Below are 25,415 nucleotides of genomic sequence, written 5' to 3' on the forward strand. Positions count from 1 at the left end.
TTCGATTATGTAAAAATGATTCAGAGATTGTGGAAATATACGAAAATTCTTACTCTTTGGAATCAATCACGGCAACGTTTCCCTCGAACAGTCGACACTTCTTTTTACATCTATAGAATGATCGCGGCAACCAAGGTCCGGTATCTAAGAAGCACGAAACGGTAGATTAATGACCGACTTGAAGGCTACGACAGCCGACATTAAACAGTCACCCCCCACGCAACCAACATACTCTCGATAACGTTTACTGTCCGAAAAACGGTCGTTTCTGGAAGCTTGTCAAGCCGCACCGAACAGACGACGTCGCTACTGTCCCTAAAACCTGCTTTTTGGCACGCTATACCCCGCACTGAACCGTGCGCCAGACCGTGCTCCGACTGACCCGAAAAATTTTTGCAATTTCTGCCAGTGATCTCCCGGCCTGCTTCAATTCACAGGCATGCTTTTTTTGACGGGACGTCAGGATAGGGCACCTCCCCAATCGTTTTCCAGCCTGACGCGCGGCTTCCAGGCCCGCTCGCGTCCGCTCCCGGATAATTTCCCGCTCAAACTGAGCGAAACCCGCAAGGATGGTCAAAAAAAGCTGACCGTTCGGGGTGCCCGTCTCAATCCCAATATTCAATATTCGCACACGAACGCCGCTCTCTGTAAGGCTCCTGACCAATCCCATGACATCGACGGTATCACGTCCAAGGCGATCCAGACGTGCCACGACCATACTGTCTCCCTTTCCAAGCCGGTTCAGTAAGGAGGACAACCCAGGGCGTTCCACCGCCGGGATGCGTCCTGAAACAGTATCGGTAATGATCTCTTCAAGTCCCTCCCGCCTCAACTCAAGAAGCTGAGGATCATGACTCTGTTCATCGGTGGAAATACGAGCGTAACCATAACGCGCCATCGTTTGTGTCTCCTTATGTAAACGGGACACGTTTTTGAGACGCCATTTTCCTCTGTTTGTGCTTCGAAAGCCTTTTGTCCCAAAAACGACGGATTTTGACAACGATATCACGTAACTTCTTGGTTCAGAAAAATGCTCGAAAGTTCTCCTCCTCGTCTCTTACACATGACTCTTCTGACTTTACCTCTTATGCTCTCCGCCTGTTCCGGTGGAACGCCCAGTCAGGGCGAAATGGCTCAACTCGAAGCCGATCTACTCAGCCAGCCCAGTGGCTTCAACATGTTATTTGGCGGCAATCGTCGACAAGCCAGAGTAGATGTCGAAGCCATTAAAATTGTTAAGCAAAGCTGTGAAGCTCTGAAAAACTTCGATTCAGCTTTCGATTGCACCGTCAGCTTCACTCTTAATGATGAGCCTCATGAAAATACCCTACGGGTCATACATCATGAGGATGGCAAGTGGAGCCTCGCACATGAGCAGCCTGCACCTTCTCTTTAAACTCCCGAACGATAATCCTGATTTTAAATTCCACGGCTCAGAGATCATGTGATGTCGCTATATTATCCATCAAAACCAAAGTCTTCTTTATTTATATTGATACCTTTCCTTTTCCTGTCTGCCTGTGGAGATGAAGAACCTTCAATAAAAGAAATTGAAACAGTTCTTAGTCAGGAATTTCAAAATGACACTCAACAGGGAGCAAACGAACAGCCATCCACTAAAATCAGTGTTCTCGAAAGAAAATGCAGAAAAGGCAATGTCGCTTACATCTGCCAGTTGAAAATTCAACAAGGTAATTTTGTAGATAATGCTGAGTTAAGATTTGCAAAAAACAACGGCAAATGGATTAGAGTTCCAGAATAGAAATTCTTATTCCAATACACAGGGTTCCATCAAATAAACATTTTATCCTTAGTGAGGAATATCATGAAATTCACCATTGATGGTTCTCCAGTATGGTTTCATGGAATTAGCGGCGATGTTTACAGCCTCCAGAAATGGACATCCACCAGTTTAAAATCCGATGGTGGCGGTGGTTATATCCATCCTGTCTATGGCGGACAAATTAATGCCCCACAGATCAGATCGTCTACAGAACAACATCAGAATTTCTGGATTGTCTCACCGAGCGGTCATGAGCGGGAAATGAGCGATGCGAACATCCGATGCCGTGAAGGACAACGTGTCACCCTGATCTGGGGTGCATCAGAAGGCGTTGAAGACGGGAAATACCTTCTTTTCTATAATCATAATACAGATAGTATCACATTTTATGATGATGCATTCAGTGGGAAAAGTAGCTTTAAAGACCTGAATGCATCAGCATCAGAGTCACATATGAGTATAATCATATGGACATTAGCCATTCCCACTCTTGGCATAAGCCTCCTGTTTTTCATACCGTTAATCATTAAAATGGCAAGACGACTTGCTCCGATCACTCAGAAATACAGACTGTTCACGCAGGAACTTCTTAAAAATCCTGATTTCATTTCCTCCATATCATGACAATAAAATAAGTATTGTAGGGAATTTCAGTTATGGAAAAGCGCTTTTTTTCATTGGTTTTTCTAATCATATCATTAGCCCCTCTGCAATCCTTGGCGCAGACCAGCGGGCAAGTCACACCCTCTGCCCGCCCTCACGGATGTATTGCTGATGGCGCTGCAGGAGCCGTGGCAGGTCACTTCATGCGCTCTGGTCACGCAGTCATAGGGGCAATGGCAGGCTGTGCCTATGGCGCATGGCAACGCCACAAATGGAAAACGGAGATAAAAGAGTATGATAGCCAGCAACGCACGGTTATCATGCCTTCCATTACCGCTGGGCAGCATTCTAGGAGCCAGAACTATCTCCCAGCAGGAAGCCAGTTCCATCCGTCACATGATCCATAATCCGTCTTACTGGCTTGCTTTAATGTCCAATAATTTGGCAAAAACGTCTTCCGGCATCTTCTGGCGAACCTGTTCCCACGCCTGCAATTCCACAGAAGATACCCCTAAAAGACCAGCAAAGGCTTCCTGAGAGAGACCCAACCCTGTCCTGGCCAGCCGTAGCTTTCGCCCTCTATGAGCCATCACAAGCCCTGCTTTGGATACGGGTCTGTCTTCTGGATCGTTGGGATCAGCAGGCAGGGCGATGTCATTGTCATCTATCATAACTTTCTAATAACCTATTATAAATAAATATTCATGGCCTGAAACAGACATAACCCACAATATGACACTTACTGAAATAATAAACTGTTCAGATCATATTTTGAAAACACTATCCCCTAACAACGCGATGAACTGTCGATTTACTGACTTTAAAAATTGCAGCGATTTCCCGCAGGGACATACCATTTTCCGATAAATCACGAATATGGTTCTGCTGTCGCTTTGTCAGACAGTCTGGACGACCGAGTTTTTTTCCTGACGCCCGGATTGCAGCCAGCCCGGCTCGCGTTCGCTCCCGGACCAGTTCACGTTCAAATTCTGCAATCGCCATAAGAATTGTCAGAAACATGCGACCATTGGGGGTACCGGTTTCTGCGCCGATATTCAGTATCCGCACCCGAATACCGTCTTCGTCCAGTACCCGTAGCAGATTCAGAACATCCACAGTATCCCGTCCAAGACGGTCAAGCCGCGCGATCACGAGGCTGTCCCCCCGTTTCAGCTTGCCTAGAAGTTCCGAAAGCTGAGGACGGACACGGGCCGGGACAGAGCCGGAAATCACCTCTGTGACAATTGTTTCCACCCCTTCGTTCTGGAGCGCGAAAATCTGAGGATCATTCACCTGTGCGTCAGTTGAAACCCTTGCATATCCATAACGTGCCATATGGCTGCTTTCGACAATGACCCAACAGGCACACCTGAACGGTATGCCTGAGAGCGTCATCTATCATTATCATCATTTCGTGTAAACATATTTGGTTCCACACGATATTATTTATGTATATTATTGAGGTGTATTCCTTAAAGTCCGGAACAAAATTTGCCCTGGCTTTCGCACTTAAATTGCGATTTTTGCGCAGCATGATAGTAAATACGAAAGTGCCATCGTATTTTCCAAAGGTTCGTTTTCATGTCCATTCTGCTGGCTTCGCAGTGTCGTGCTGCCCGCGCCATGCTTGGCCTTTCCCAGAAAGACCTGGCGCAGCTGGCTGAAGTGGGTTCCAGAACACTGGCTGACTTTGAGACCGGCACACGCTCGCCCCATCACAGAACACTCAAAGCAATCCGGCATACACTGGAGGCAGCAGGAATCCTCTTTATTGGTGAGGAAGGCAATCTGGGGCCGGGCGTCAGGCTCAACAGCAATGAACACCCAGCGCTTATGTCAGATATGGAACAGCATGCCCCTGGCCTTCAGCACGAACTCAGCCCCGGCGCTTTCCGGTAACCATATAGTTCATTCTCTGCTTATTCCGCATGCTCAACCAATATCAGTGCATGGCATCATCCTGCCTTCACCTTTGACAGAAAGCTTAAATAAAGTACGTGGCGATAGCCATAAAATTAGGCTTGTGATAAAAACCTTAAATATGGATCATGCTATCCTTCCATGTTTAAGGTTTTCGCCATGAACCGTCAGGATTTAATGGGGGGCATCAGAGAGTGTCTGACCCGTCTGCCTCCCCCTTACGAGAGCCATTATGGCGTCGTCCCACCTGCTCCACCTGAAAGCGGAGTGTATCTGGACGACATCACAGCCCTGCACTCCCAGGCGATGGCTGCTCTGGGGCAAATTGCAGAATGGGCACGGTCGTCAACTGATCCCTATCTCATTAGCAGAACCCTCCGCAGCAGGGAGGCCGTAAGTAGTTCCGCGATGGAGGGCACCCACAGCACCCTTGATGAACTCCTGATCGTTGACGAAGACGACGAACAGGCCACGCAGGAAACACGTCAGGTCAGGGACTATGCGTTGGCACTTGAAAAGTTCCTGCCTCTGGCCGCTGCATCCGGCAGGAGCGTTTTCACGCTCGACACCGTGCTGGCGCTGCATCGGGAAGTCATGCGGCACGATACATCCTATATCGGCACTCCCGGCGCATTACGGACGACCGTTGTCTGGATTGGTGGCAGCAGACATAACATCGCCTATTCCACCTACAACCCGCCCCCACCTGACCGGGTGCCCCAGTGTCTTCAAAACACACTGGATTATATGGCGGGAGATGGCATGCAGATGATGACTCAATCACTCATCACGCGAGTTGCTATCGCCCATACCCATTTTGAAGCTGTCCACCCATTCAGGGACGGCAATGGACGGGTTGGCAGACTTTTGATTCCGATGATGCTGGCAGCGGAACAAGAACCACCTCTCTATCTCTCTTCCTACATTGAAGCGTACAAACAGGATTATTATGACGCGTTGAAACAGGCGCAGCAGAAACTGAACTGGCTCCCCCTGATTGCCTTCATGTCACAGGCCATTATTGGGACTGTGCAGGAATTCAAAGCTGTCAGGAAGGCAACCGAGACGCTGAAAGCGGAATGGCTGGGCAGACGCTCCTACAGAAAGAACTCCGCAGCCCTGAGAGCACTGGATGTTCTAATTGATAGTCCGGTCATTACAGCGACACGACTAGGGAAAACTCTAAACATTTCTGCTCCTGCAACCAAGACTGCGCTAGAACAGTTACAGGCCGCAGGCATTTTGGTGGAACGCACCGGGTATGCCAGAAACCGGATATTTTCTGCCCCCGAAGTCATGGCGATCATCAACAGACCATTCGGGGAAAGAACTTAAATTTTAAAAAAGCCGTTCTTTCATATAAAAGAACGGCTTTCATGAAATGGAATATTATATTTTTATTGTTTTGGAATATATTTCATAAACTCAATTACGGCTCGGTAGAGTTCTTTCTTACTTTTCGTTTCGGACATAGAACTCCACAAGTCGAAGCGTTCTGACAACTCCAGTACAGCCTTCGTGACCTCATCAGAATGGCGCATCAAAACGACAAGACTTGCACCGCTAGGACCATTGCGAGCACTCAACCAATTGCCCACTGTTCGTAAATTTGCTCCTGTTAATCGAGCGATATGTTTTATGTGTGCTGGTGTGTTTCCAAAATCGCGTCTGAGCGCGTCCGCAATAATGTTTGCAAAAGCCGCTTCCGTATCAGCAGACGGATCTAATGGAAATTTATTTCCTTCATCTACGCGAAAATTTCGGTCTTTTTTTGTAAACGACATTCCACATTCCTTTATATTAAAAAAACAATTGTCTGAACACGATCGATTCAGATCGACTGCACTAAGATCGTGGCGCAAAATGTGGGCGGGTGGCTTCTCCGTCTTTAACGCATAGAGCTGGGGATGAGAGTGGAAGCAGTAGGAGCAATAATCCCAGTGCGGGCCGCCCAATATGTGCGGATGTCAACCGACCATCAGAAATACTCCACAGAAAATCAGGCGGAAATTATCGCTGCCTATGCTGGACGGAGGAATTTTCAGATTGTTCGCAATTATGCCGACGAAGGACGTAGCGGCCTCAATATTGCTGGACGTGACTCTCTAAAACGCTTGATTGAGGACGTCCGAAGTGGAGCCGCCGATTTCGAGGCAATTCTCGTCTACGATATCAGTCGTTGGGGGCGTTTTCAGGATGCAGATGAAAGCGCCTATTACGAGTTTATATGCCGCGAACGTGGAATTAACATTCATTACTGTGCTGAACAATTTGATAACGATGGAAGTCTGCCATCTAATGTCATGAAAAGTATCAAGCGCGTGATGGCGGGAGAATATAGCCGCGAGCTGTCCAGTAAGGTTTTCACCGGGCAATGTCGCCTGATTACACTTGGTTATCGGCAGGGAGGCCCTGCTGGTTATGGTCTAAGACGTTTTCTTGTAAACGAGAATAACGAACCCAAGGCTCCCCTCGCTCGTGGGGAACACAAAAGTCTTCAAACTGATCGCGTTATCCTTATCCCCGGACCGGACGAAGAAGTTGAGACGGTCAGCCGGATTTATAGGCTATTTATTCTAGAGCATCGTTCAGAACGTGAAATTGCGATAATACTCAATGGCGAAGGTCGATTAACAGATATCGGAAAACCATGGACACATGCTGTCATCCGTCAGATTTTAAGCAACGAGAAGTATATAGGGAACAATGTTTACAATCGTGTTTCTTTCAAACTGAAACAGAAACGTGTTGTGAATGATGCCGATATGTGGGTTCGTGGTGATGGCGTTTTTGAAGGCATTGTTGATCCTGCCCTATTCGAAGCAGCACAAACCATTTTCGCGCAAAGAGCTCGCCGCTTTTCTAACGAAGAGCTTTTGAAAATGCTGTCTGATCTTCTTGCCTGTCGCGGTGTTCTTTCGGGCATGATTATCAACGAAGTTGAGGAAATGCCATCGAGTGCTGCTTATCGACATCGTTTTGGCAGTCTTCTCCGCGCCTATGAACTCATTGGTTATCAGCCTGCACGTGATTACCGTTACGTGGAGACCAACCGCCAGCTTCGACTAATGCACCCCGAGGTGGTCGCAGAAACCATCGCAGGAATTGAAGTCATTGGTGGCAGTGTGACTTCTAATGCCCGCAATGACCTGCTTTTGGTGAATCACGAAGTAACGCTGGCGTTCGTTATTGCTCGTTGTCAAAGCACTGCGGCTGGCTCTCTTCGCTGGAAGGTTCGTCTTGATACCAGTTTACAACCTGATCTAACTGTCGTTGTCAGGCTCAACCCGGACAATAAAACTGTGAAAGATTATTATCTTCTGCCATGGCTGGATATTGGTCACAAACCCAGACTGGGAATGGCGGAAAATAACGGGAACAATCTGGACTCTTTCAGAACAGATGATTTGTCCCCTCTTTTTCACTTACTGCGTCGTCATACTTTGGAAGGACCTCTATGATGTCCAAAATTGTCATGATTCCTACAAACTCTATTGAAATTTTGAATCCTCGAGTCCGAAACAGGAAAATATTCGAAGAGTTGGTTGAGAGTATTCGCAAGATTGGCTTGAAGCGTCCCATAACAGTCCGAAACGCACCCAATGGTAAGAATCACGAACTCATCTGTGGTCAAGGGCGACTGGAGGCATTTCAAAAACTAGGTCAAATAGAGATACCGGCCATGGTCATCGAAGCCACGCGTGACGAATGTTTCGTGATGAGTTTGGTCGAGAATTTAGCACGAAGGAACCTCTCTCCTCTCGAACTTATCCGGGAAGTCGGTTCCATGCGTGAGAGAGGATATAGCAACGCGGAAATAGCGGAAAAAGTCGGTTTCAGTGCTGACTATGTCTATTCCATTAATAGCCTTTTAGAAAAAGGAGAAGAACGATTACTTGATGCTGTAGAGCGCGGGATCATTCCTCACTCAATTGCAGCAGAAATCGCAAAAGCCGCAGATGCCGATGTTCAGAGAGCACTTACTGAGGCTTATGAATCTGGAGAGCTTCCTGGTCGCCAGGTTCTGGCCATCCGTCGGATTGTGGGAGAACGCAACACCATTGGTAAAGGTATGCGATCTGTTCGCCAAGGCAATAAAGGAGGACAACCAACAACTGCTACGGCATTGGTCCGAGCCTATCAAAAGGAAGTAGATCGGCAGAAAATGTTAGTGAAAAAAGCGCACCTTACCCAAGGTCGTCTGACTTTCGTTGTTGGTGCGATGGGGAAATTACTGGCTGAAGATCATTTCGTGCAGTTACTAAGAGCTGAAGGGTTGGCCTCCCTACCCCAGCCGATTGCAGACCGACTTGGTGTTGGGCAAGATCGGCCATGAGTAAGTCAGTTCGCATTTCTTTTGAGCGAGAGGTGCGCGAAGTGCTTCTTGATTCGATTCTTCCTCTCCGTCCAATGAGCAAACGAATTACAGACTCAAAGCGGTATCAACGAATTGCGACTTCCATTGGCGCAGTCGGTGTGATCGAGCCTCTGGTCATTGCCAAAGCTGGTCGAGATGGACGACATATGCTTCTTGATGGCCATTTACGATTACATGCCCTGCAAGAACGAAAGATAGAAAGTACTCTTTGTATTATTTCCGACGACGATGAAACATTCACCTACAATAAGCGGGTCAATCGTCTAGCGACGGTACAGGAACATTATATGATTTCGCGTGCCATTGATCGTGGCGTGCCGCCTGCCATGATTGCCAAAGCTTTGGGCATTGATGAAAAAGTTGTTTTACATCGACGTAACCTGCTTGATGGAATTGCTCTAGGCGCAGTTGATCTTCTGAAGGATCGACCGATTAATCCACATGTTTTTAGTATTCTGCGAAAAATGAAGCCACTCAAACAAACCGAGACGGCCGAACTTATGGTGGCTATGAATAACTTTACAGCCACTTACGCCAAGGCCATTCTGGCTGCATCGAAGCAAACGGATCTTGCGAAACCGGACCGTCCAAAAACGGTTTCAGGTCTGACATCGGAGCAGATGGCTAGAATGGAGCGCGAGATGGAAAGTCTGACTAAAGATTATCAAGCTCTTGAAGCAACCTTTGGAGATGATGTTCTTCAGCTTGTTCTTGCCTCTCGTTATCTCGGGCATCTTATACAAAATACCAAGATTGTCGGGTATCTTGAAGCCCGTTATCCTGAAATTATCGTTGAATTCAGAAGCATTGTATCCGCAACATCTCTTGATCCAAACTAATTTTACAAGTTCACCCTTACCTCAGAACAGCCTGAAGACTTTTGAGATATTAACCATCATTAATCTCTTCCCGAAATCAGCAAAATAAGGTTAAACTGCCCTCAAGATGTTCCCAGATGGTTTAACCAATTCTGGGAACCAGAACACTAAACTGGAAGACAGCACGTCGCATTCTTTTAGCTGTTTCAAAGGGTTAGAAAAGTGTCACTGCGGGTTGGCTCGGGTTCGAGTCCCGCAGTTCGCACCACAGATACCTGAAATAGCACGATTTTTCGGCTGAATGAGGGGCAAAGGCTGTCTTTGCTCCATCGTCTTTCCCCACTGCCGGCGGGAAATCTGGGTTTTTCTGAAAAGAGGCTACCAGAACGAAGCCCGCAAAAAGGCATCAATCCTTCATGCCAGAACCACAGAATTATTCTCTCAGACCCATCTGGCCCTCTCTGAACCCGACGCTTTAAGCAAGCTTGAGGGGCTGCGGGTTTCACTGCGGGATTTGCAGAGCATGAACCTGCCGTCATCTGCTCAGGAAACAGGGACCATGCCAGTTTCAGCACCGATGCCAAAACCCCGAACAGTGAAGAAACCAGCCAAAGCACCCAAAGTGAACTGCACCGGGTTTACCGGAGAGTAAAACTCTCGGAGGATGAGCCCTATGGTAGAGAAGAAGAAGACATCGCGTTATTCGCCTGAGTTCCGTGAGCGCGCCGTGCGCCTTCTGGACGAGCATCGCTCGGATTACCCGAGCCTATCGGCGGCCTGTCTCGAGATTGGTGGCAAGCTTGGCTGCTCGGGCGACAGCCTGCATGACTGGTGGAAGCAGGCCCGGCGGGACGCGGGTACGCAACCGGGGCCGACCACGGCCGAGACGGCACGGATCAGGGCGTTGGAGCGTGAGGTCCGTGAACTGCATCAGGCCAATGAGATCCTCAAGAAGGCCTCGGCTTATTTTGCACAGGCGGAGCTCGACCGCCCGTTTCGCAAATGATCGCGTTTATTGGAGCCTGCCGTGCCGATTACGGGGTCGAGCCAATCTGTCGTGTTCTGCCGATTGCCCCGTCCACGTTTTACCAGCATGCGGCCATAGCAAGAGATCCGGCCACGGCCAGCCCGCGTGCCCGGCGCGATAGGGAGCTAATGGAACATATCCGCCGGATCTGGCAGGACAACCGTGCTGTTTATGGTGCGCGCAAGGTGTGGCACAGCCTGCACCGTGAAGGGCGACAGGTGGCGCGTTGCACTGTTGAGCGCCTGATGCGCAAGATGGGTCTGAAGGGTATCACCCGGGGCCGGAAGGTCATTACGACCCGTCCGGATACGGCGCGCCCCTGTCCCGATGACAGGGTCAACCGGCAGTTCCGGGCCGAGGCCCCAAACCAGCTCTGGGTCTCGGACTTCACCTATGTCCAGACCTGGAATGGCATGGTCTATGTGGCGTTCGTCATTGATGTGTTCGCCCGCAGGATCGTGGGCTGGAAAGTCTCGACTTCCATGACCACCCAGTTCGTGCTCGATGCCCTTGAACAGGCCATCTGGCAACGAAAGCCTGCGGGAAACAAAGCACGGATCCATCATTCGGACCGTGGATCACAATACCTGTCGATCCGATATACCGAACGCCTGGCGCTGGCTGACATAGACGCCTCGGTCGGCACGGTTGGTGACAGCTACGACAATGCACTGGCGGAGACTATCAACGGTTTATACAAGGCCGAGGTCATCCATCATCTGGGGCCATGGCAATCCATGGCGCAGGTCGAATGGGAAACCCTCAAATGGGTGGACTGGTATAATAACCGACGCCTGCTGGCGCCAATCGGCTACAGGCCGCCCGCCGAAGCCGAACGCGCCTTCTATGAAGATCAGAACACGCTTGATATCGCTGCCTGATTACTGAACAAATCACTCTCCGGTAAACCCGGGGCAGTTCAGACTGACACAGGCTCACAGGAGATGGGGATTTGGCCTGTGTTTCCTGTATCTACGTAATGTGCAGGGACAGCCCTGGAACCATAAGCGGGTTTATCGGATCTATCGGGAGCTGGAACTTAACCTGCGGATTAAACCCCGCAAACGTCTGGTTCGCGAAAAGCCTGAAAAGCTGTCTGTTCCAGCCCTTCCCAACAGGGTCTGGTCCATGGATTTCATGGCGGACAGGCTTTTGGATGGACGTGCTTTCCGTCTCCTGAACATTCTGGATGACTTCAATCGTGAAGGACTGGCGATTGAGGTTGATTTTTCCTTGCCGGCCTGTCGGGTTGTCCGCTGTCTGGAACAGGTTATGGAGTGGCGCGGCAGGCCAGAGGCTATCAGAATGGATAATGGCCCTGAATATGTCAGTCATACGTTGGTTTCATGGGCGGAAAAGCAGGGAATTGCCCTGATCTATACGCAACCGGGTAATCCGCAGCAAAACGCTTATATCGAACGCTACAACAGGACTGTCCGGCAGGAATGGCTGGAGCAGTCTCTGTTTGAAAGCATTCAGGACGTACAGGAGGTCGCAACACAATGGCTCTGGACATATAATCATGACAGACCCAACATGGGGAACAGCGGGTTCACACCCGCTCAGAAACTAAAAGCAATTGCCTGAATTCTCAGTCAGAACCCCACTAAAAATGGGAGGATTACCTTGACATTTAACGTCTATACGTTGATAATGTTAAATAAATAATTACATAAATGTTTAAAATTATTTCAATTTTATATCATTTATTTGTGCAGAAATTGTTACTTGCGTTTATTTATTCCTGTAATCAGAACGTTTTTGTGCGATATGACATAAATTATCGTAATTATTTCCGTTGGAATCGCTGTCATAAATAACATACTCGAAATCTGGCTCAATTTCGGTCACTGATAATTCCGTACGAAAATGCTCTGATAGAAAACTTCTTACCCTTTCGACTTCGTCATCACCTCCATCCTGAGACACTAAATGTCCAAACCAAACACGACGGCTTTCATGGAACTGTTTTTCAAAATCTGGGTTTAGATGTCTGATATAATTTAACATATTATCCGTCTAAATGTTAAAGAATAGAAAATTATCACTCCATATAAATACTATCCTAATTTTGATCTACCATTTGATGGTTTCCATGAACTATTGACTAGAATCCAATATCACATATATTTTATTTTTCTATTTTTTCTAATCTAGTTTATATTTCTTCATCTAAAGCTTTCTATGTGATTAAATTATTGTCGGTATATTCTCTATCTTAGAATGTCTGAGCTGTTCGTCTACCCTATATTCTGTAGATACGTCATAAAATACGCGTGTCTGTAATGAGCTCTCATGGGCTCAGATCTGACATTCCGTTTACCCCCCGTAGTCGACATAACATCATGAATCACTGTCAAGATTTGACGAAGTGGTAAGTGATTTTTTCGGAATTCGAATTGTTTGTCCGGCGAATAAATCATCGGCCGTTTCAATTACATCTTTATTAGCTTCGAAGATAATTGGATAAAGTTCGGCATTCCTATAATATTTTTCCGCATAAGCACTCAAGGTATCTCCACTTTTCACGACAACCGTTTTGATCAAATCAGTCGGAGCAACAAACTCCCACGGTGTGAGCCGCGCCAGCTCATCCGCCACGCGCTCAAGGCTTTTGGGGCGATATGTCTTGCCGTCTGGCAGCAGTAAAGCGGGAGCTTGCCAGCGACGAACAGCGCTAATCGACATCTGCCAGACATGATCAGGACCAGCACGATCCGTTTTGGCCACCTGAGTTGGACTCCAAGTCGGATGCTTTACGTTATTGAGTGGTGCCAGCCAATCTGGGTGAAAGCCATCAATCCGAGTGCCCATGGCAGTGTCCAAATGAAGACCAGCCTCTTTGGCCCCCTTGAGAACCCACGCAAGCGCGTCATCCGACAAGCCTCTGATATCACCACCACCACCGACTGAGCCATGAACGCCAGGAAACCATCGCTCTTGGTATGGAGCCTTTGGATCACAATTATCATACCCAAGCGCTTGGTTAAGGTGCGTTACTTCTCCAAGAGGCACCGAAGGGAAAGTTGCTCTACGTTCGTCCAAAGCAACTGCGTGCCGTGCGCTTTTGACGAAATCATCAAGTGTTGCATCATGAAAGCGCTGATTTCTATTCAGTAGTTTACTAAAGGGAAGATTTTCTGGCAGCCCAAGAGCTGACACTGTATCCCATACACCAAGATATTGAATGGACATAATCGGTGCTGAGCCAGCTGTGTAAGTCGCAATATTGGCACACCGCCAATCATCATCTTCTTGATCAACACACACATCACTAGAGTAATCTGCGCGAAATTGTCGTAGATTCTCCTCGGCACCATCCTTTTCATCCAGTCGATGACGATAAAGTTCCAGAGCCTGATCTATACGCCCTGCATGCAGCCGACAAAGCGGACCCACATGCCTGATGAAGCCAATAAAAGACCGAGCACTGAAGCCACCACGAGAGAAACCGAAGACATATATTTCATCTCCTGGATCATAGTTGAAAATTAAAAAGCGATACGCGGCGCGAATATGCTCAATCAGTCCAGAACCAAACATTCCTCCTGTCCAGTGTTCATCCGCACCTGTGCCAACGCCTTCATCATAATGAATGATCTGAGTAACCGCATTAGGGGTAGTTCTTTGGATACTGGCAGCTGTCAGTACGACATTGGTCGGTGTATACTCATTCAACGTATTCCATGTACCATCGAAGCAAAAAATCAAGCGTTTCATTTTTTATTTCACCTTTATTTGTCAGAATTTTTAATCATTATTTAAATAATTTTTCTCCTTATATTTCAATATAAGTAATGGTAAGGTCAATTAAAATACCGTTAAGCATAAACATTTTTCACATATGTTCGATATACAAGAAAAAATTACAGCGTTCATAAATCGATTGTCTCTTCCAAGTTACAGTAACCATCAGGCTGAAGATAGCAATAGGGTTCCCAGCATTCGTACCCAATATTCATTTCACTGACTGTTGTGAGGCTGTCTTAGCCAAGAACAGACCTTCGGTTTTCTCCTCAAAAATCACCCAACCAAATTTCATGAGAGACTTTCAGACCCACATTTGCCTTTCCCATAATATTAGGTGTAGACATTTGGCCATTCGAAATGAGGGGGAATTTCCCCGGGCAAAAACCTTGGTCAAGCGTAACATGCCGATTCGAGCCCCGCAGTTCGTACCAATCATAACATATTGATTTAATTGACTTTTATGGTCTTTCTATACCCATAAAAGCCGAACCTTCTACAATCGGCTTCTACATAATGAGCCGTCTGTATGTTGATTCGTCTCCAATCCGGGTATCATTTCCGCAGAGCCGTACCTTCACATATCCGTGATATTGTGGGCAAAAAGGAGCTATGGCTCTCCCTTGGCACTAACAAACGCGAGGTTGCCAAACCATATGCGTGTGCAGTTTTCGCAGAGATCGAAAGGCTGTTCCGTTCCGTAATGCACCTCAAAACAGAACTCAGCGAAAACGAAAATTTTATCAGGAATGAACTGCCTGAAGAGGTGCAGGAACTCTTTGACCTGCTTATTCAGGACTACCAGCACAGGATTGCATCCTTACAGACGCAATATGACCATCAGAGACTCAGACATTCCATGGAAAGTCTGGAACAGGTGGAAAAGCTGGAGAAAGCCAGAAATCTGACTGGCAGAAGTGTGCATTTTCTGGAACGCACTGTCACGACCTGAAAAAGACCAAAGCTGTCAACGGCGGAGTAAAAGTAGGCCATTAGGCGGCGCAAAAGTAGGCCGTCTGGTGCCGCATTCGGGGAGCGTCGGGAGGGCGTAGCCCGACCAGAGTTCCCCGAATGCGGCGTCGGCGTTCTTATGGGGTGGCGTCGGCGGCTTTTCGTGCCCGGCTTTGGGCGAGGCGATAGCTGTCGCCATTTACCTCGAGGATGCTGACGTGGTGGGTCAGACGGTCGAGGAGTGCGCCTGTGAGGCGCTCGGACCCGAAGGTTTCGGTCCATTCATCGAAGGGCAGATTGCTGGTGATCAGGGTGGAGCCTCGCTCGTAACGCTGCGAGATCAGCTCAAACAGCAACTCTGCCCCGGTCTTTGACAGCGGCACGAAGCCTAACTCGTCGATGATGAGCAGCTTGTAGCCGGCCATCTGTTTCTGGAAACGTAGCAGACGACGTTCATCGCGGGCCTCCATCATCTCGCTGACGAGCGCAGCCGCCGTGGTGAAGCCGACGGACAATCCCTTCTGGCAGGCTGCCAGGCCGAGACCGATCGCGACATGGGTCTTGCCCGTGCCGCTGGGGCCGAGCGCGATGACGTTCTCGCGCCTTTCGATCCACTCGCAGCGCGCCAGTTCCAGCACCAACATCTTGTTGAGCTTCGGGATGGCGGTGAAGTTGAAGCTGTCGAGGCTCTTGGCGGCCGGGAACTTCGCAGCCCTGATGCGGCGCTCGACTGTCCTGCGCTCCCGGTCGATCAGTTCCAGTTCGACCAACCGGGCAAGGTAGCGAACATGATCCACGCCCTCGACCGCGCATTGCCGGGCAAGCTTCTGATGCTCGCGCAGGAAGGTCGGCAGCTTCAGGGTCTTCAGGTGATGAGCCAGCAGGATCTCGGGAACATCGCTGCTCATGCTGGCTCCTCCTCACGATCCAGCAGGCGCATATAGGCTTTGGCCGAGGTCGTCTCCACGGTGGCTCTGGGCAAATAGGGATAAATGTCGAGGTCCAGTCTGGGCGGCCTGCGCTCGGCCCGGCACAGGACGAGGTGCTTCACGGCGTCGAAGCTGATAGCGCCCAGATGCAGAGCCTGCTTCACGGCCACATGCAGATCGGCCAGATCGAAGTTTTCCAGCAGGCGCAGCAACTGCACGTAGGCGCGTCTGCCCTGTTTGCCCATCCGTGCTTCCATGAGGCGGCGCATTGTCGGGAACGCCTCTGGTAGTTCCCAGCCTTGCAAGGGTGCCGCCTGGTCGAGCGCGTTGATCTTGTGTTCGATCAGCGGCAGGTAATGCAGTGGATCGAAGATCACCTCTTCGCGCTCATAACTGCGCGAATGACGGGCAATGATCCCCCCGCCGCAGCCGATCACCACCGCATCGACATAGCCACGGATCCAGACGTCCTGGTGGCCGAAGGCGACCGGAACGGAGTAGTCGTTGGTCTTGAAGCGCACTAGCGCCTGCGAGGAGACCCGACCGCTGGCATGGTCGCAGGCATCGAAGGGAGAGGCTGGCAGCGGCCGCATCGCCGCCAGATCGCGTTGCAGCCGGTCGCAGATCGTCTCAGTCTCGCCGCGCAGCCGGTCCCCCTGGCGCTTACGACACTGAGCCTCGAGCCACAGGTTGAACGCATCCCACGTCGTAAAGTGCGGGATCGGCACCATGAAGTTGCGCCGGGCATAGCCGACCAGTCCTTCGACGCTGCCCTTGTCATTGCCCTTGCCAGGTCGGCCATAGCGGTCCTGGACCAGGTAGTGGGACAGAAAGCCGCTGAACAGCGCTGCCCGCTTGCGTGTGCCGTCGGGCAGAATCTTCGCCACCAGGCAGCGGTCATTGTCGTAGACGATCGACTGCGGCACGGCCTCAAAGAAGGAAAACGCATGGATATGACCGTCCACCCATGCTTCGGCCACCGCCGCAGGATAGGCGCGAACATAGCAGGCGTCGCTGTGCGGCAGATCAAGCACGAAGAAGTACGCCTTCTGCTCAACGCCACCGATGACAACCACAGCCTCCCCGAAGTCCGCCTGTGCGTGCCCGGCCGGGTGCGCCAGCGGCACGAACATCTCCTGGCCGCGCCGTAACCGATCGCGCATGTAATCCTTGATGATCGTGTAGCCGCCGGTAAATCCTTGCTCGTCCCGTAGCCGATCGAACACCCGTTTGGCCGTATGGCGCTGCTTGCGCGGGACCGTCCGGTCCTCATCAAGCCACCGATCAATGACAGCGATGAACGCGTCCAGTTTCGGGCGTCGCACAGGCGCCTGCCGCCGATAGCCCAGTGGGGCCGAATACGCCATCATCTTGCGAACCGTATCGCGCGAGATGCCAAAATGCCTGGATGCCTCGCGCTGGCTCATGCCCCCATCGCAAGCCATGCGAACCTTCAGATATAATTCCACGGTGTAGATCCCTCGTCCCTCCCTGCGCCGCGCAGAAAAGGGAAAAAGTGGACGACTTTTACGCCGCCCGCAGCAGGACTATCCCGCCGCTGCCGTGGTCGACTTTTCCACCGCCGTTCTCACCCGTGCCTGATGCGCATGCAGGCGTGCCATCATATCTGCCCGAAGCATGGTGGGAATGTTGTCCTGTGCAAACGCGCGCCCTGCGGCCCGCAAGCTGTCAAGGGGAAGGCCGCCCAGCGTATAACGTAGCAGGCGTTGTTTAGCTGTATCATTCGGGATGCACTTCAAGGCGTAGCCAGCCAACCACGGCAGGCTTTTCGTCATGCCCCAGCCTAAACCCCAATACCCTCTGACGGCGCGAAGGAAAGGAATAAGAGAGTCATGCCGCGTGAGTGTGCTGTCAAAATCAAACAGAGCCAGCTTACGTGTCACAGGGAAAGCTTTTTGAAGATTGCTTCGGGAATGGACCGAATGATCAGCATGATAATCCGCCAGAACCACGGCAGATAAACAACATTCCGTTTCCGTTTAACGGCCTGGATAATTCCCTGACCAATCTGACCCGGTGTCGCCCACAAAGCGCCTTTTGTGGGGATATGTGCTGTCATCGGGGTATCAACAAAGCCGGGTTTGATGGTCAGCACCGTAACGGAAGCCTTGGCCATACGATTGCGCAGCCCTTGCAGAAAAATATCCACCATGCCTTTGGCTGCCCCATAGACATAATTGCTCTGCCGCCCGCGATCACCCGCTACGGAGCCAATGACAGCGATTGTTCCTTCACGCCGGGGTTCAAACAGGTTGGCTGCCAGCGTGGTGAGTGAGATAACGCTGAGCGCATTTGTCCGGATTTCCTGCATTGTCAGCTCAACCGAAGCCTCGCAGGCTTTCTGGTCAGGGAGGGAACCGTGTGCGACCAGCACAATATCCGGCGCGCCAAGGGCCTGAGCTGCATGAGCGTATAGCGCCTCATGCGTAGAAAAATCATTAAGGTCGGCCGTGGCCGTGGCGACTGTCTGCCTCTGTGTGCTCCGGGTCTGCAGGTCGGTGCGCATGATCTCCAGTTTGTCCGCACTGCGACCAACCAGAAAAAGATTATGGCCTGCCGCAATCCACTCCCGCGCGCATGCAGTTGCAATAGCCGATGTGGCGCCGAATATAACGATATTGCTCATTCAGGGTTATCCCTCAGGTTCATTTACACGGCGCCAGAACCCCGAGGAAAATCGAGGGTCAATAAAAGGCAGCATTTTTTCCCATTGAGGGAAGCCACGGCGGAACATGGCTCCCGACATGCGGGCGTCTTTGGCTGGATACAAGGCCCCCCCGGCTGATGCAACAATGCTGTCCAAGCGGTTCAGCAGTTGCAAGGTCTTCTCACCCATATTGGGGAAGTCCAGCGCCAGCGTGGCTCCGGGGCGCGGGAAGGAAAGGGTGCCCATGGCGGGGCGGGTACCGAAAGTTTTGAGCACTGCCAAAAACGACCCCATGCCAGAACGTGCAATCTGGCGCATGAGCTCCGCGACCCCATCGGCCGAGACGTGTGGTGGCAGAACACACTGATACTGGTAAAACCCCTTGGTACCGTAGATACGGTTCCAGTTTTCTATTGCGTCCAGAGGGTAAAAATAAGGCGCATAATGTGCCACGTGCCGGTCACGGGGTAGTTTCTGCCGGTAATAGACCTCATTAAACGCTTTGAGCGAGAGGCTGTTGATACATGAGAACGGCAGGTCCACCGGCACAGTGCGGTGGCGGCTTTTCCATGCGGGCAATTCAGCCTGCGGCGGCGCATGCTGCCCCGCAAACAGAATGCCCCGCCCGCTCTGGCGGGTGCAGTCTATCCAGGCGACGGTGTAGGGCCATTCGCGCTCGGCGCGCGCATTGAGCTGCCAGAACTCATCCAGTGTCGAAAATCGGTAGGCCTGCGTCACCATGAACGGGTTGGCAACAGGGAGTAGGTCAAAAGTAACCTGCGTGATCAGACCAGTCAGGCCCAGCCCGCCAATTGTAGCAGCGAACCAATCCGCATTCTGCTCCGCCGAGCAGGTCAGGCGCTGCCCATCTGAACGCAGGAGTTCAAACGAACGAACATGATTGCCGAAACTCCCGGTGTCATGGTGGTTCTTGCCATGCACATCGTTTGCAACGCAGCCGCCCACCGTTACAAAGCGCGTGCCAGGGGTTACGGGGGGGAACCAGCCCTGAGGGGTAACCAGTTCAAGAATATCCGCAAGGATTACCCCGCCCTCGCAGGTAATGCGGCCATGCTCCCGATCGAAGGCAATCATATGGTCCAGCGCGCGGGTGCGGATTACGGCCGCATCCGGGTTCAGACAGACATCACCATAACTGCGGCCGTTACCAAACGGAATGCAGGTTTCCGCACCCGGCGGTAAAGGCAGATGAGCAGTGCGTGTCGGTATATCAAGAACATGCTGATGCCCTACAGCAGGCAGGCGGTTCCAGGATTTGATGTCCTGTCTCAAGCGATCCTCCCGGCGTTTTGGCCGATACGGCCATATCCTGCACAGCATATCCCTGCGACCAAGCTCAGCACCTTGTGCTGGCAGGTGTTAGAACAAAGCCGAAAAGTGTGCGCGCGGTGCTGGATCATGTGGTGAGGAATATCATTGGTCTATGAACAATGACAACGATGAGGGATGGCGCAGGGTTGGTTCTTTGTGCCCCTCAAGCTTTGCCGTAGAGTGCCAGCGTGTATGGCTGGCTGGCCCACTCCACCAGAAATTGTCAAACAATTCAGAGTAAAATGGGTGGCGTGTCGCTATTGAACGTTTTGTCTGGGAACGATATAAAGTTCACTCTTCATGTATAGGGCATCAAGTGAACTTGGAAAACAAAAACTATAAAAATATTTTTATCAGTTTTCTGATGGGTATATTTTTATCAATAATCCCTATTGTGATTCACAGCGATGCCTATTGCCGTGATGACATGCAGGTGCAGTATATGCCAACGTTTTATGCGATTGGCAGTACCATTCTGCATGCGCATTTGGTACCTTTTATAACAACGCACACATGGTTTGGCGGGAATCTTATAGGTGAGTTTCAGTACGGTATATTAAATCCGATTGAACTGGCTTTGTATTCCATATTGCCATTTATTAAATCCATTCAATATGGCGCTGATTTTATAGCCGTCTTCCATTATGGCATATTGTCATCAGGTATGTTCTTTTTAGCAAAGACATTGGGAATATCAGATAAGTTCTCATACGTTGCCGCGGCTACTGCTGTTACTAACAATTTTATATATTACTGGTATGCTTCCAGCTGGTTCCCTCAGTTTACCTCCATATCTTTTATGGTGTGGGCCATAGCGTTCACATTAAGAGCTAATCAGTCCAAATGGTATTTTCTGGCGGCGATCATATCTATATATCTTATGGTTACCATAGGATTCCCACAGACTATTGTTGCGTTTACCACATTTGGTCTGGTCTATTCGTTTCTGGAAATATTTAAATATAAAAATATTCAATCCTGTCTGCCTCTTTTTGCAGTCGGCCTTGGGGGTATGTCTGCTCTCATATCCTTTTTGCCGTCTGTGGCTATGCTTACGGTATCGGATCGCAATGTAAGAAGCTTATTTAGTGCAGGGTCTCTTATTCCTCAGCTGGGCGATCTTTTCTTTTTCTCCAATCCCGTTCACCCGTCCCATATGGTGATGATGTCATATCGGCACATCAAGGCATCACATTTTTATGTGGCATGGTTTATCTTGCCGGCACTCTTCTTTATTGACTGGAAAGCAGTTCGAAGTGTTCCAACCAAGGTTGTGTCTATTATAGTCTGTATGTTTGTTTTTCTTGTTCTGACACAAGGGCCTGAACATTTGGGGCCGTTGCGTTTACCGTTCAGATATATGGCGTTTTTTCAGATTTTTCTTGTTCTCACGGTTCTGTACTTTTTTGATCATTACAAAAAAATCCATACTCCAAAATATAAATCATATTGTTTTGCAGGCACACTCTTCATTCTGGACATGATCAGTTGCGTGCAATTCCCGAATAAATGCATATACATTGGTATATCTTTTATTTTGTGCCTGTATTTTGGACTGCGGATTGCTCAGAAAAATATGAGTGTCGTGCAATGGATAATCATAACGATTGTATTTACGGTATTCTCGCGCGGAGTGGGGGGCTTTCATAATGGAGCTATGCCGGACTGGCAGATATTCCCGCGGATTTCTGCCGAAATAAATCTTAATTCGGTCGATCCCTATTATAATATGTATCTTGTTGATAATATTTTTAATAAGAAATGGTACAAAAATAGTGACCAATATATAAAAGATATTGGTCTTGGTAATGTTGGACTTGCTCGTAATGATCCGAGTATCAATGGGTATTCGCCCATGCAGCCGTCAGGGCTTTCCAGAAGATTTTTCTCGCGTGGAGAGCATAAGGCTTCTGTTCATGGCACCACTTCCATGGAAGCAGGTATCAGAGGGCTGGAGATTGAGCCTGTAACAGGTTTGTCCTTTTTTGATCTGATGCGTGTTAAAAACGTCATAGCCTTTAATGGAGAGCAGGCGGATACATTCGACCGGGAAAAAACCGCAGAGTGGCAGAAAACCGAAAATCGGCAGTATGCTACGGTTTTCTCGCATTCATTACCAAACGAAATGCTGCCTGGCTCGCTTTCATGGCCATTGCAGGGCGCCTCGGTTGCTGAACAATCAGTGGCCACGGGCACGCATGAAGCTATGACCCTATCGTTGCGGAGCAAGAATGCGCACAAATTGATTTTCGCACGTACATATTGGCCCGGCTACGAGGCAACATTTAATGGTGCGACTGTGCCAGTCTCGGCGTTTGCAGGCTTTATGCTCTCTGTTGATCTTCCTGCTGATGCGTCCGCTGGGAAGCTGGAGCTGTTTTACCGTATGCCTTATTTGAAACTTTCCATATTTCTATTCATACTGAGTGTATTAATGACGGCAAGCATTATGAATATAAAAATGTTTTGGAAAAAAATATAAAGATAATTTTTAATATAATATGGAAGAATGTTTACCGCTTACATCGGCCATGAGATCAACCCGATGATAACGACAAACCAAAGCAGACCAGTGACAAGTAAATGTGGGTCCTGCAGCATATCACGGGCTGTGTCATTGCCCCCCGTGCCGCGATGCAGAAGGAAAAGGTAGCGGAAAATCCCGTAAACGACGAAGGGAACCGTATAGATCAGGTTGGTCGTGTGGTGCCGTGCTACGGTTTCAGGTGAAACGGTATAAAGGCTGTAGCAGATGATAGTGCATGCTGCGCTGATGGCAGTAAGCTGCTCAATCATTTCAGGGGAGTAATCATCAAGCACCCGGCGGATGGAGGCGGGGTTGACGTCATTATTGTTTTCTAGGGCAAGCAATTCGGCACGTCGTTTTGCAAAGCCTAAGAACAGAGTCAGCATGAAGCCACAGAGCAGGATCCATGAGGTAGGCTGGATGCCCAGGCCTACCGTGCCGATTAGAATGCGTAGCATAAAGCCAGAAGAAATCAGGAAAACATCTATGACCGGAATATGCTTCCAGCGGATGGAATAGCCAAGATTAATAACCATGTAGAGTGCAAGGAACACAAAGGCCCAAAGGCTAATGCTCACTCCTAGTGCGAATGCACTGGTAATGAGAAGAATGGCCAGAATTAGAGCTGATCTGGTAGAAATTTCACCACTGGCAATCGGACGCTTGCATTTTTTGGGATGCAACCTGTCGGCATCCACATCAATCATGTCGTTAATAATGTACACTGCGCTCGAGATCGCAGAAAATGCAATGAACGCGAGAAAATCTTTTAAAAGAAGATCATATTCACGTACATCGTAGAAAATTGGACCAGCAAAAACAAAAAAGTTTTTTATATATTGATGTGGTCGGCAAAGGCGGACGAGATGAATGATGTTCATAGTCAATATATAAAATGATGATTGCACTTAAAACATACCTAATATTTATTGGGTCGTCAAGAGATATTGTAGGCGAGATCCTCTATCTATTTTGCAGAACATACGTACTGTTTTTCATATTTCCAGGAATTATTCTGCATAATTAAACAGAATTGTCTGGCCTTCCATCAGTGCAACAATGTTCATTCAGGCTCAAAAAAATCCAGATCAATTCTCTTGATCTCTATTGTGCGGCTAATACGAACGCCTACGCCATGCTCGATCATCAGATCGGCAAGGGTAGTTCCATCAATCAAAATCACGCGTTGGCTTAGGTGGCGCACGAATTCTATGGCATGAGTGCTAAACGATGATGTGGTGACAAAAACGCCCTTGTGTGATCCGTGTCCAACAAGAGTGCCAACAAATGCCTGCACGTCGGGGCGGCCAACGCTAACATGGGCGGCATAACGCTTTGCCTGTACATAAATTCGGTCCAGCCCCAGGCGGTCTTCATTAATGACCCCATCAACACCGCCGTCTCCCGTGCCTCCCAAACGTTTTGCTGCATCTTCATGGCTGCCGCCATAGCCCATGGCCACCAATAGATCGACAATCAGCTGCTCAAAAAACGCAGGGCTTTGCCTCAAAATCTGATCCAGAAGATCTGAGCGTAACTCGGTCATCAGTTCCGTGTGAGCAGCTTCAATGCGTTCTTCAGGCGTTTGGTGATCTGTTATGGTAGAATCAGGTCTTACGGACAAAATTTCTGGTTTTTCACCCTCATTTGGTTTGCTCCCGACAAAGCTGACGAATGATGGGTACTGCTCCAGTATGGTGCGTGTGATGGCAGCAGGGTTGGAAGCAAGGAGTGCGCTACCGGCCGGTGTTATTGTGAACTGACCGCGTGCAGGAGAAGACAACAGGCCAGCTTTGATGAGATACGTTTTGGCCCAATGAACACGGTTTGGTAGCAATTTTTGTGTGCCACTGGGTAGCAACGCGGCTCGATCTTCTGCCGAGAGGCCGTATTCGTTTGCAATTGTCTCGGCAATTTCTGGCACGCGGCGAATACCAGTCGCGGCAAGGCGTAACACCGGCAGCATAAGGGATTGGTAATCAGGAACGGCCATAGTGTTACGTCAAACCTCGCATTGTCGCTTTAGCGCATTGTAGAAGAAAAATATGCCGTGGCATATCATAGAGCAATCCAACATCTTTGAATTGCAGTTAAATCGGAAAGTATGGGCATAATATGCGCTTATGCCTGTCATGTTCTTGATGATGGACGCTTAGCGGGAAAGACCGAAGACGCGTTAATTGAGAGGACAGTGTCCTCATTTGAGGGTTCAGCTGAAGTTTTCCATGTCTCGGGCGTTCAAGCTGGATCATGGAGATTTTATGACGATGATTACGAATACGGCTCTGCCAGAGGATGTTCTGGTTGCTCTGGACCGGCTAGGCAATAGTCTTCGGTTAGGGGGCGTGCCGTCGCAGAGGCTTGTTGATGAGGTGGTCGCTGCCCTGAACACCATACCAGTATTACGGATTATTTCTGAGATATATAATATCCAGAGAAATCTCGGATTTTACGATTGGAGCAATCACAATTCGGAGTGTGAAAAACGCGAAAGAGCTTTGCACTTTCTGGTCTGTATGCCTGCTTTGGCACAGGTTTTCACGTTTCATTCTAACGGGTATGTGCGTGAGGCTGCTTTGCGGGCTCTGACAGATGTGCCGTGTTCATCTTTCATGTTGGCGATTCTTGCTGTGCGTTTGAACGATTGGGTAGCCCCTGTGCGGCAAGCTGCTGTGTAGTGTGCGGAAGCGCTGTCTGGGCGGATTGATCCTGCGATTGTGGCTGCCTTTGGC

General features: G+C 49.5%; 25 protein-coding genes, 1 pseudogene and 1 other annotated feature. Of the genes and pseudogenes, 13 read left to right on the forward strand and 13 right to left on the reverse strand.

Features of this window, described 5'->3' with window-relative positions; genetic code table 11:
* Positions 1-337 precede the first annotated feature (337 nt).
* Positions 338-898: a recombinase family protein gene (locus ACSYTG_RS11815; protein WP_279185441.1), complete on the reverse strand. Its 561-nt coding sequence runs from the start codon at positions 896-898 to the stop codon at positions 338-340.
* A 231-nt stretch (positions 899-1,129) separates the two neighbouring features.
* Between ACSYTG_RS11815 and ACSYTG_RS11820 the strand changes: the two genes are divergently transcribed.
* The 3 genes from ACSYTG_RS11820 to ACSYTG_RS11830 all read left to right on the forward strand — a co-directional run bounded on the left by ACSYTG_RS11820 (position 1,130) and on the right by ACSYTG_RS11830 (position 2,407).
* Positions 1,130-1,396, forward strand: coding sequence for a hypothetical protein (locus tag ACSYTG_RS11820; RefSeq protein ID WP_048854710.1), 267 nt, complete (start codon positions 1,130-1,132; stop codon positions 1,394-1,396).
* 51 nt (positions 1,397-1,447) lie between these two features.
* The gene (locus ACSYTG_RS11825) at positions 1,448-1,762 is read left to right on the forward strand and encodes a hypothetical protein (RefSeq protein ID WP_489783130.1); all 315 of its coding nucleotides are present in this window, start codon (positions 1,448-1,450) and stop codon (positions 1,760-1,762) included.
* A 63-nt stretch (positions 1,763-1,825) separates the two neighbouring features.
* Positions 1,826-2,407, forward strand: a complete 582-nt coding sequence (locus ACSYTG_RS11830; RefSeq protein WP_489783129.1) for a hypothetical protein — start codon at positions 1,826-1,828, stop codon at positions 2,405-2,407.
* Between the two features lie 392 nt (positions 2,408-2,799).
* Here ACSYTG_RS11830 and ACSYTG_RS11835 read toward each other — a convergent pair whose 3' ends face one another.
* Both ACSYTG_RS11835 and ACSYTG_RS11840 read right to left on the reverse strand, forming a co-directional pair.
* A complete protein-coding gene (locus ACSYTG_RS11835) occupies positions 2,800-3,057 on the reverse strand; it encodes a helix-turn-helix domain-containing protein (protein WP_489783128.1) in 258 nt (85 codons plus the stop codon).
* Positions 3,058-3,166: 109 nt separating this feature from the next.
* Positions 3,167-3,721, reverse strand: coding sequence for a recombinase family protein (locus ACSYTG_RS11840; RefSeq protein ID WP_489783127.1), 555 nt, complete (start codon positions 3,719-3,721; stop codon positions 3,167-3,169).
* A gap of 246 nt (positions 3,722-3,967) precedes the next feature.
* Here ACSYTG_RS11840 and ACSYTG_RS11845 point away from each other — a divergent pair, with 246 nt between their 5' ends.
* Both ACSYTG_RS11845 and ACSYTG_RS11850 read left to right on the forward strand, forming a co-directional pair.
* Positions 3,968-4,285: a helix-turn-helix transcriptional regulator gene (locus ACSYTG_RS11845; RefSeq protein ID WP_489783126.1), complete on the forward strand. Its 318-nt coding sequence runs from the start codon at positions 3,968-3,970 to the stop codon at positions 4,283-4,285.
* 180 nt (positions 4,286-4,465) lie between these two features.
* Positions 4,466-5,641: a Fic family protein gene (locus ACSYTG_RS11850; protein WP_489783125.1), complete on the forward strand. Its 1,176-nt coding sequence runs from the start codon at positions 4,466-4,468 to the stop codon at positions 5,639-5,641.
* A gap of 62 nt (positions 5,642-5,703) precedes the next feature.
* On the opposite strand, the gene ACSYTG_RS11855 is transcribed toward ACSYTG_RS11850, so the two are convergent.
* Positions 5,704-6,090, reverse strand: coding sequence for a hypothetical protein (locus ACSYTG_RS11855; protein WP_165925619.1), 387 nt, complete (start codon positions 6,088-6,090; stop codon positions 5,704-5,706).
* A gap of 129 nt (positions 6,091-6,219) precedes the next feature.
* Here ACSYTG_RS11855 and ACSYTG_RS11860 point away from each other — a divergent pair, with 129 nt between their 5' ends.
* The 5 genes and pseudogenes from ACSYTG_RS11860 to ACSYTG_RS11880 form a co-directional block, all read left to right on the forward strand.
* Entirely contained in the window at positions 6,220-7,767 is a 1,548-nt protein-coding gene (locus ACSYTG_RS11860) for a recombinase family protein (protein WP_491706423.1), read from the forward strand.
* Entirely contained in the window at positions 7,764-8,642 is an 879-nt protein-coding gene (locus tag ACSYTG_RS11865; RefSeq protein WP_489783123.1) for a plasmid partitioning protein RepB C-terminal domain-containing protein, read from the forward strand. Before ACSYTG_RS11860 ends, ACSYTG_RS11865 begins: the two co-directional genes overlap by 4 nt.
* On the forward strand, positions 8,639-9,523 hold the full coding sequence (locus ACSYTG_RS11870) for a plasmid partitioning protein RepB C-terminal domain-containing protein (RefSeq protein ID WP_489783122.1): 885 nt from the start codon (positions 8,639-8,641) through the stop codon (positions 9,521-9,523). The genes ACSYTG_RS11865 and ACSYTG_RS11870 overlap by 4 nt, the downstream gene beginning before the upstream one ends.
* 652 nt (positions 9,524-10,175) lie before the next feature.
* Positions 10,176-11,410 (forward strand): IS3 family transposase gene (locus ACSYTG_RS11875; protein ID WP_489783121.1). Its coding sequence is split into 2 segments (ribosomal slippage): positions 10,176-10,470 and positions 10,470-11,410, totalling 1,236 coding nucleotides; the frame shifts between segments, so codons are not numbered across the junction.
* Positions 10,463-10,579: a sequence feature (AL1L pseudoknot), on the forward strand. It overlaps the preceding gene by 117 nt.
* 40 nt (positions 11,411-11,450) lie before the next feature.
* Positions 11,451-12,116 (forward strand): annotated as a pseudogene (locus tag ACSYTG_RS11880) (IS3 family transposase); the annotation flags it as partial.
* A gap of 147 nt (positions 12,117-12,263) precedes the next feature.
* Here the strand turns inward: ACSYTG_RS11880 and ACSYTG_RS11885 are convergent.
* The gene (locus ACSYTG_RS11885) at positions 12,264-12,539 is read right to left on the reverse strand and encodes a hypothetical protein (protein ID WP_491706424.1); all 276 of its coding nucleotides are present in this window, start codon (positions 12,537-12,539) and stop codon (positions 12,264-12,266) included.
* Between the two features lie 333 nt (positions 12,540-12,872).
* Complete coding sequence (locus tag ACSYTG_RS11890) at positions 12,873-14,249, reverse strand: T6SS phospholipase effector Tle1-like catalytic domain-containing protein (RefSeq protein WP_489783120.1); 1,377 nt, start codon at positions 14,247-14,249, stop codon at positions 12,873-12,875.
* Between the two features lie 556 nt (positions 14,250-14,805).
* On the opposite strand from ACSYTG_RS11890, the gene ACSYTG_RS11895 reads away from it, so the two are divergent.
* Positions 14,806-15,228 (forward strand): DUF6538 domain-containing protein, encoded by a 423-nt coding sequence (locus ACSYTG_RS11895; RefSeq protein WP_489783119.1) that lies wholly within the window; start codon positions 14,806-14,808, stop codon positions 15,226-15,228.
* Between the two features lie 136 nt (positions 15,229-15,364).
* Here the strand turns inward: ACSYTG_RS11895 and istB are convergent, their stop codons facing one another.
* The 5 genes from istB to ACSYTG_RS11920 form a co-directional block, all read right to left on the reverse strand.
* Positions 15,365-16,135, reverse strand: coding sequence for an IS21-like element helper ATPase IstB (gene istB / locus ACSYTG_RS11900; RefSeq protein ID WP_415421200.1), 771 nt, complete (start codon positions 16,133-16,135; stop codon positions 15,365-15,367).
* Positions 16,132-17,625 (reverse strand): IS21 family transposase, encoded by a 1,494-nt coding sequence (gene istA, locus ACSYTG_RS11905; RefSeq protein WP_462897561.1) that lies wholly within the window; start codon positions 17,623-17,625, stop codon positions 16,132-16,134. The genes istB and istA overlap by 4 nt, the downstream gene beginning before the upstream one ends.
* A 78-nt stretch (positions 17,626-17,703) precedes the next feature.
* Positions 17,704-18,060 (reverse strand): HAD family hydrolase, encoded by a 357-nt coding sequence (locus ACSYTG_RS11910; RefSeq protein WP_491706425.1) that lies wholly within the window; start codon positions 18,058-18,060, stop codon positions 17,704-17,706.
* A complete protein-coding gene (locus tag ACSYTG_RS11915; RefSeq protein WP_491706426.1) occupies positions 18,057-18,803 on the reverse strand; it encodes an SDR family oxidoreductase in 747 nt (248 codons plus the stop codon). Before ACSYTG_RS11915 ends, ACSYTG_RS11910 begins: the two co-directional genes overlap by 4 nt.
* A 6-nt stretch (positions 18,804-18,809) precedes the next feature.
* Positions 18,810-20,117 carry an FAD-binding oxidoreductase gene (locus tag ACSYTG_RS11920; RefSeq protein ID WP_491706427.1) on the reverse strand — a complete coding sequence of 436 codons (1,308 nt, stop codon included), beginning with the start codon at positions 20,115-20,117 and terminating at the stop codon, positions 18,810-18,812.
* 361 nt (positions 20,118-20,478) lie between these two features.
* On the opposite strand from ACSYTG_RS11920, the gene ACSYTG_RS11925 reads away from it, so the two are divergent.
* Positions 20,479-22,638 carry a hypothetical protein gene (locus ACSYTG_RS11925; RefSeq protein WP_489783335.1) on the forward strand — a complete coding sequence of 720 codons (2,160 nt, stop codon included), beginning with the start codon at positions 20,479-20,481 and terminating at the stop codon, positions 22,636-22,638.
* Between the two features lie 38 nt (positions 22,639-22,676).
* Here the strand turns inward: ACSYTG_RS11925 and ACSYTG_RS11930 are convergent, their stop codons facing one another.
* Entirely contained in the window at positions 22,677-23,564 is an 888-nt protein-coding gene (locus ACSYTG_RS11930; protein ID WP_489783507.1) for a decaprenyl-phosphate phosphoribosyltransferase, read from the reverse strand.
* Positions 23,565-23,746: 182 nt separating this feature from the next.
* A complete protein-coding gene (locus ACSYTG_RS11935; protein WP_489783336.1) occupies positions 23,747-24,676 on the reverse strand; it encodes a restriction endonuclease in 930 nt (309 codons plus the stop codon).
* Positions 24,677-24,944: 268 nt separating this feature from the next.
* On the opposite strand from ACSYTG_RS11935, the gene ACSYTG_RS11940 reads away from it, so the two are divergent.
* On the forward strand, positions 24,945-25,361 hold the full coding sequence (locus ACSYTG_RS11940; protein WP_489783337.1) for a hypothetical protein: 417 nt from the start codon (positions 24,945-24,947) through the stop codon (positions 25,359-25,361).
* Positions 25,362-25,415: the final 54 nt, after the last annotated feature.

The sequence above is a fragment of the Acetobacter sp. ESL1128 genome, assembly GCF_058505085.1.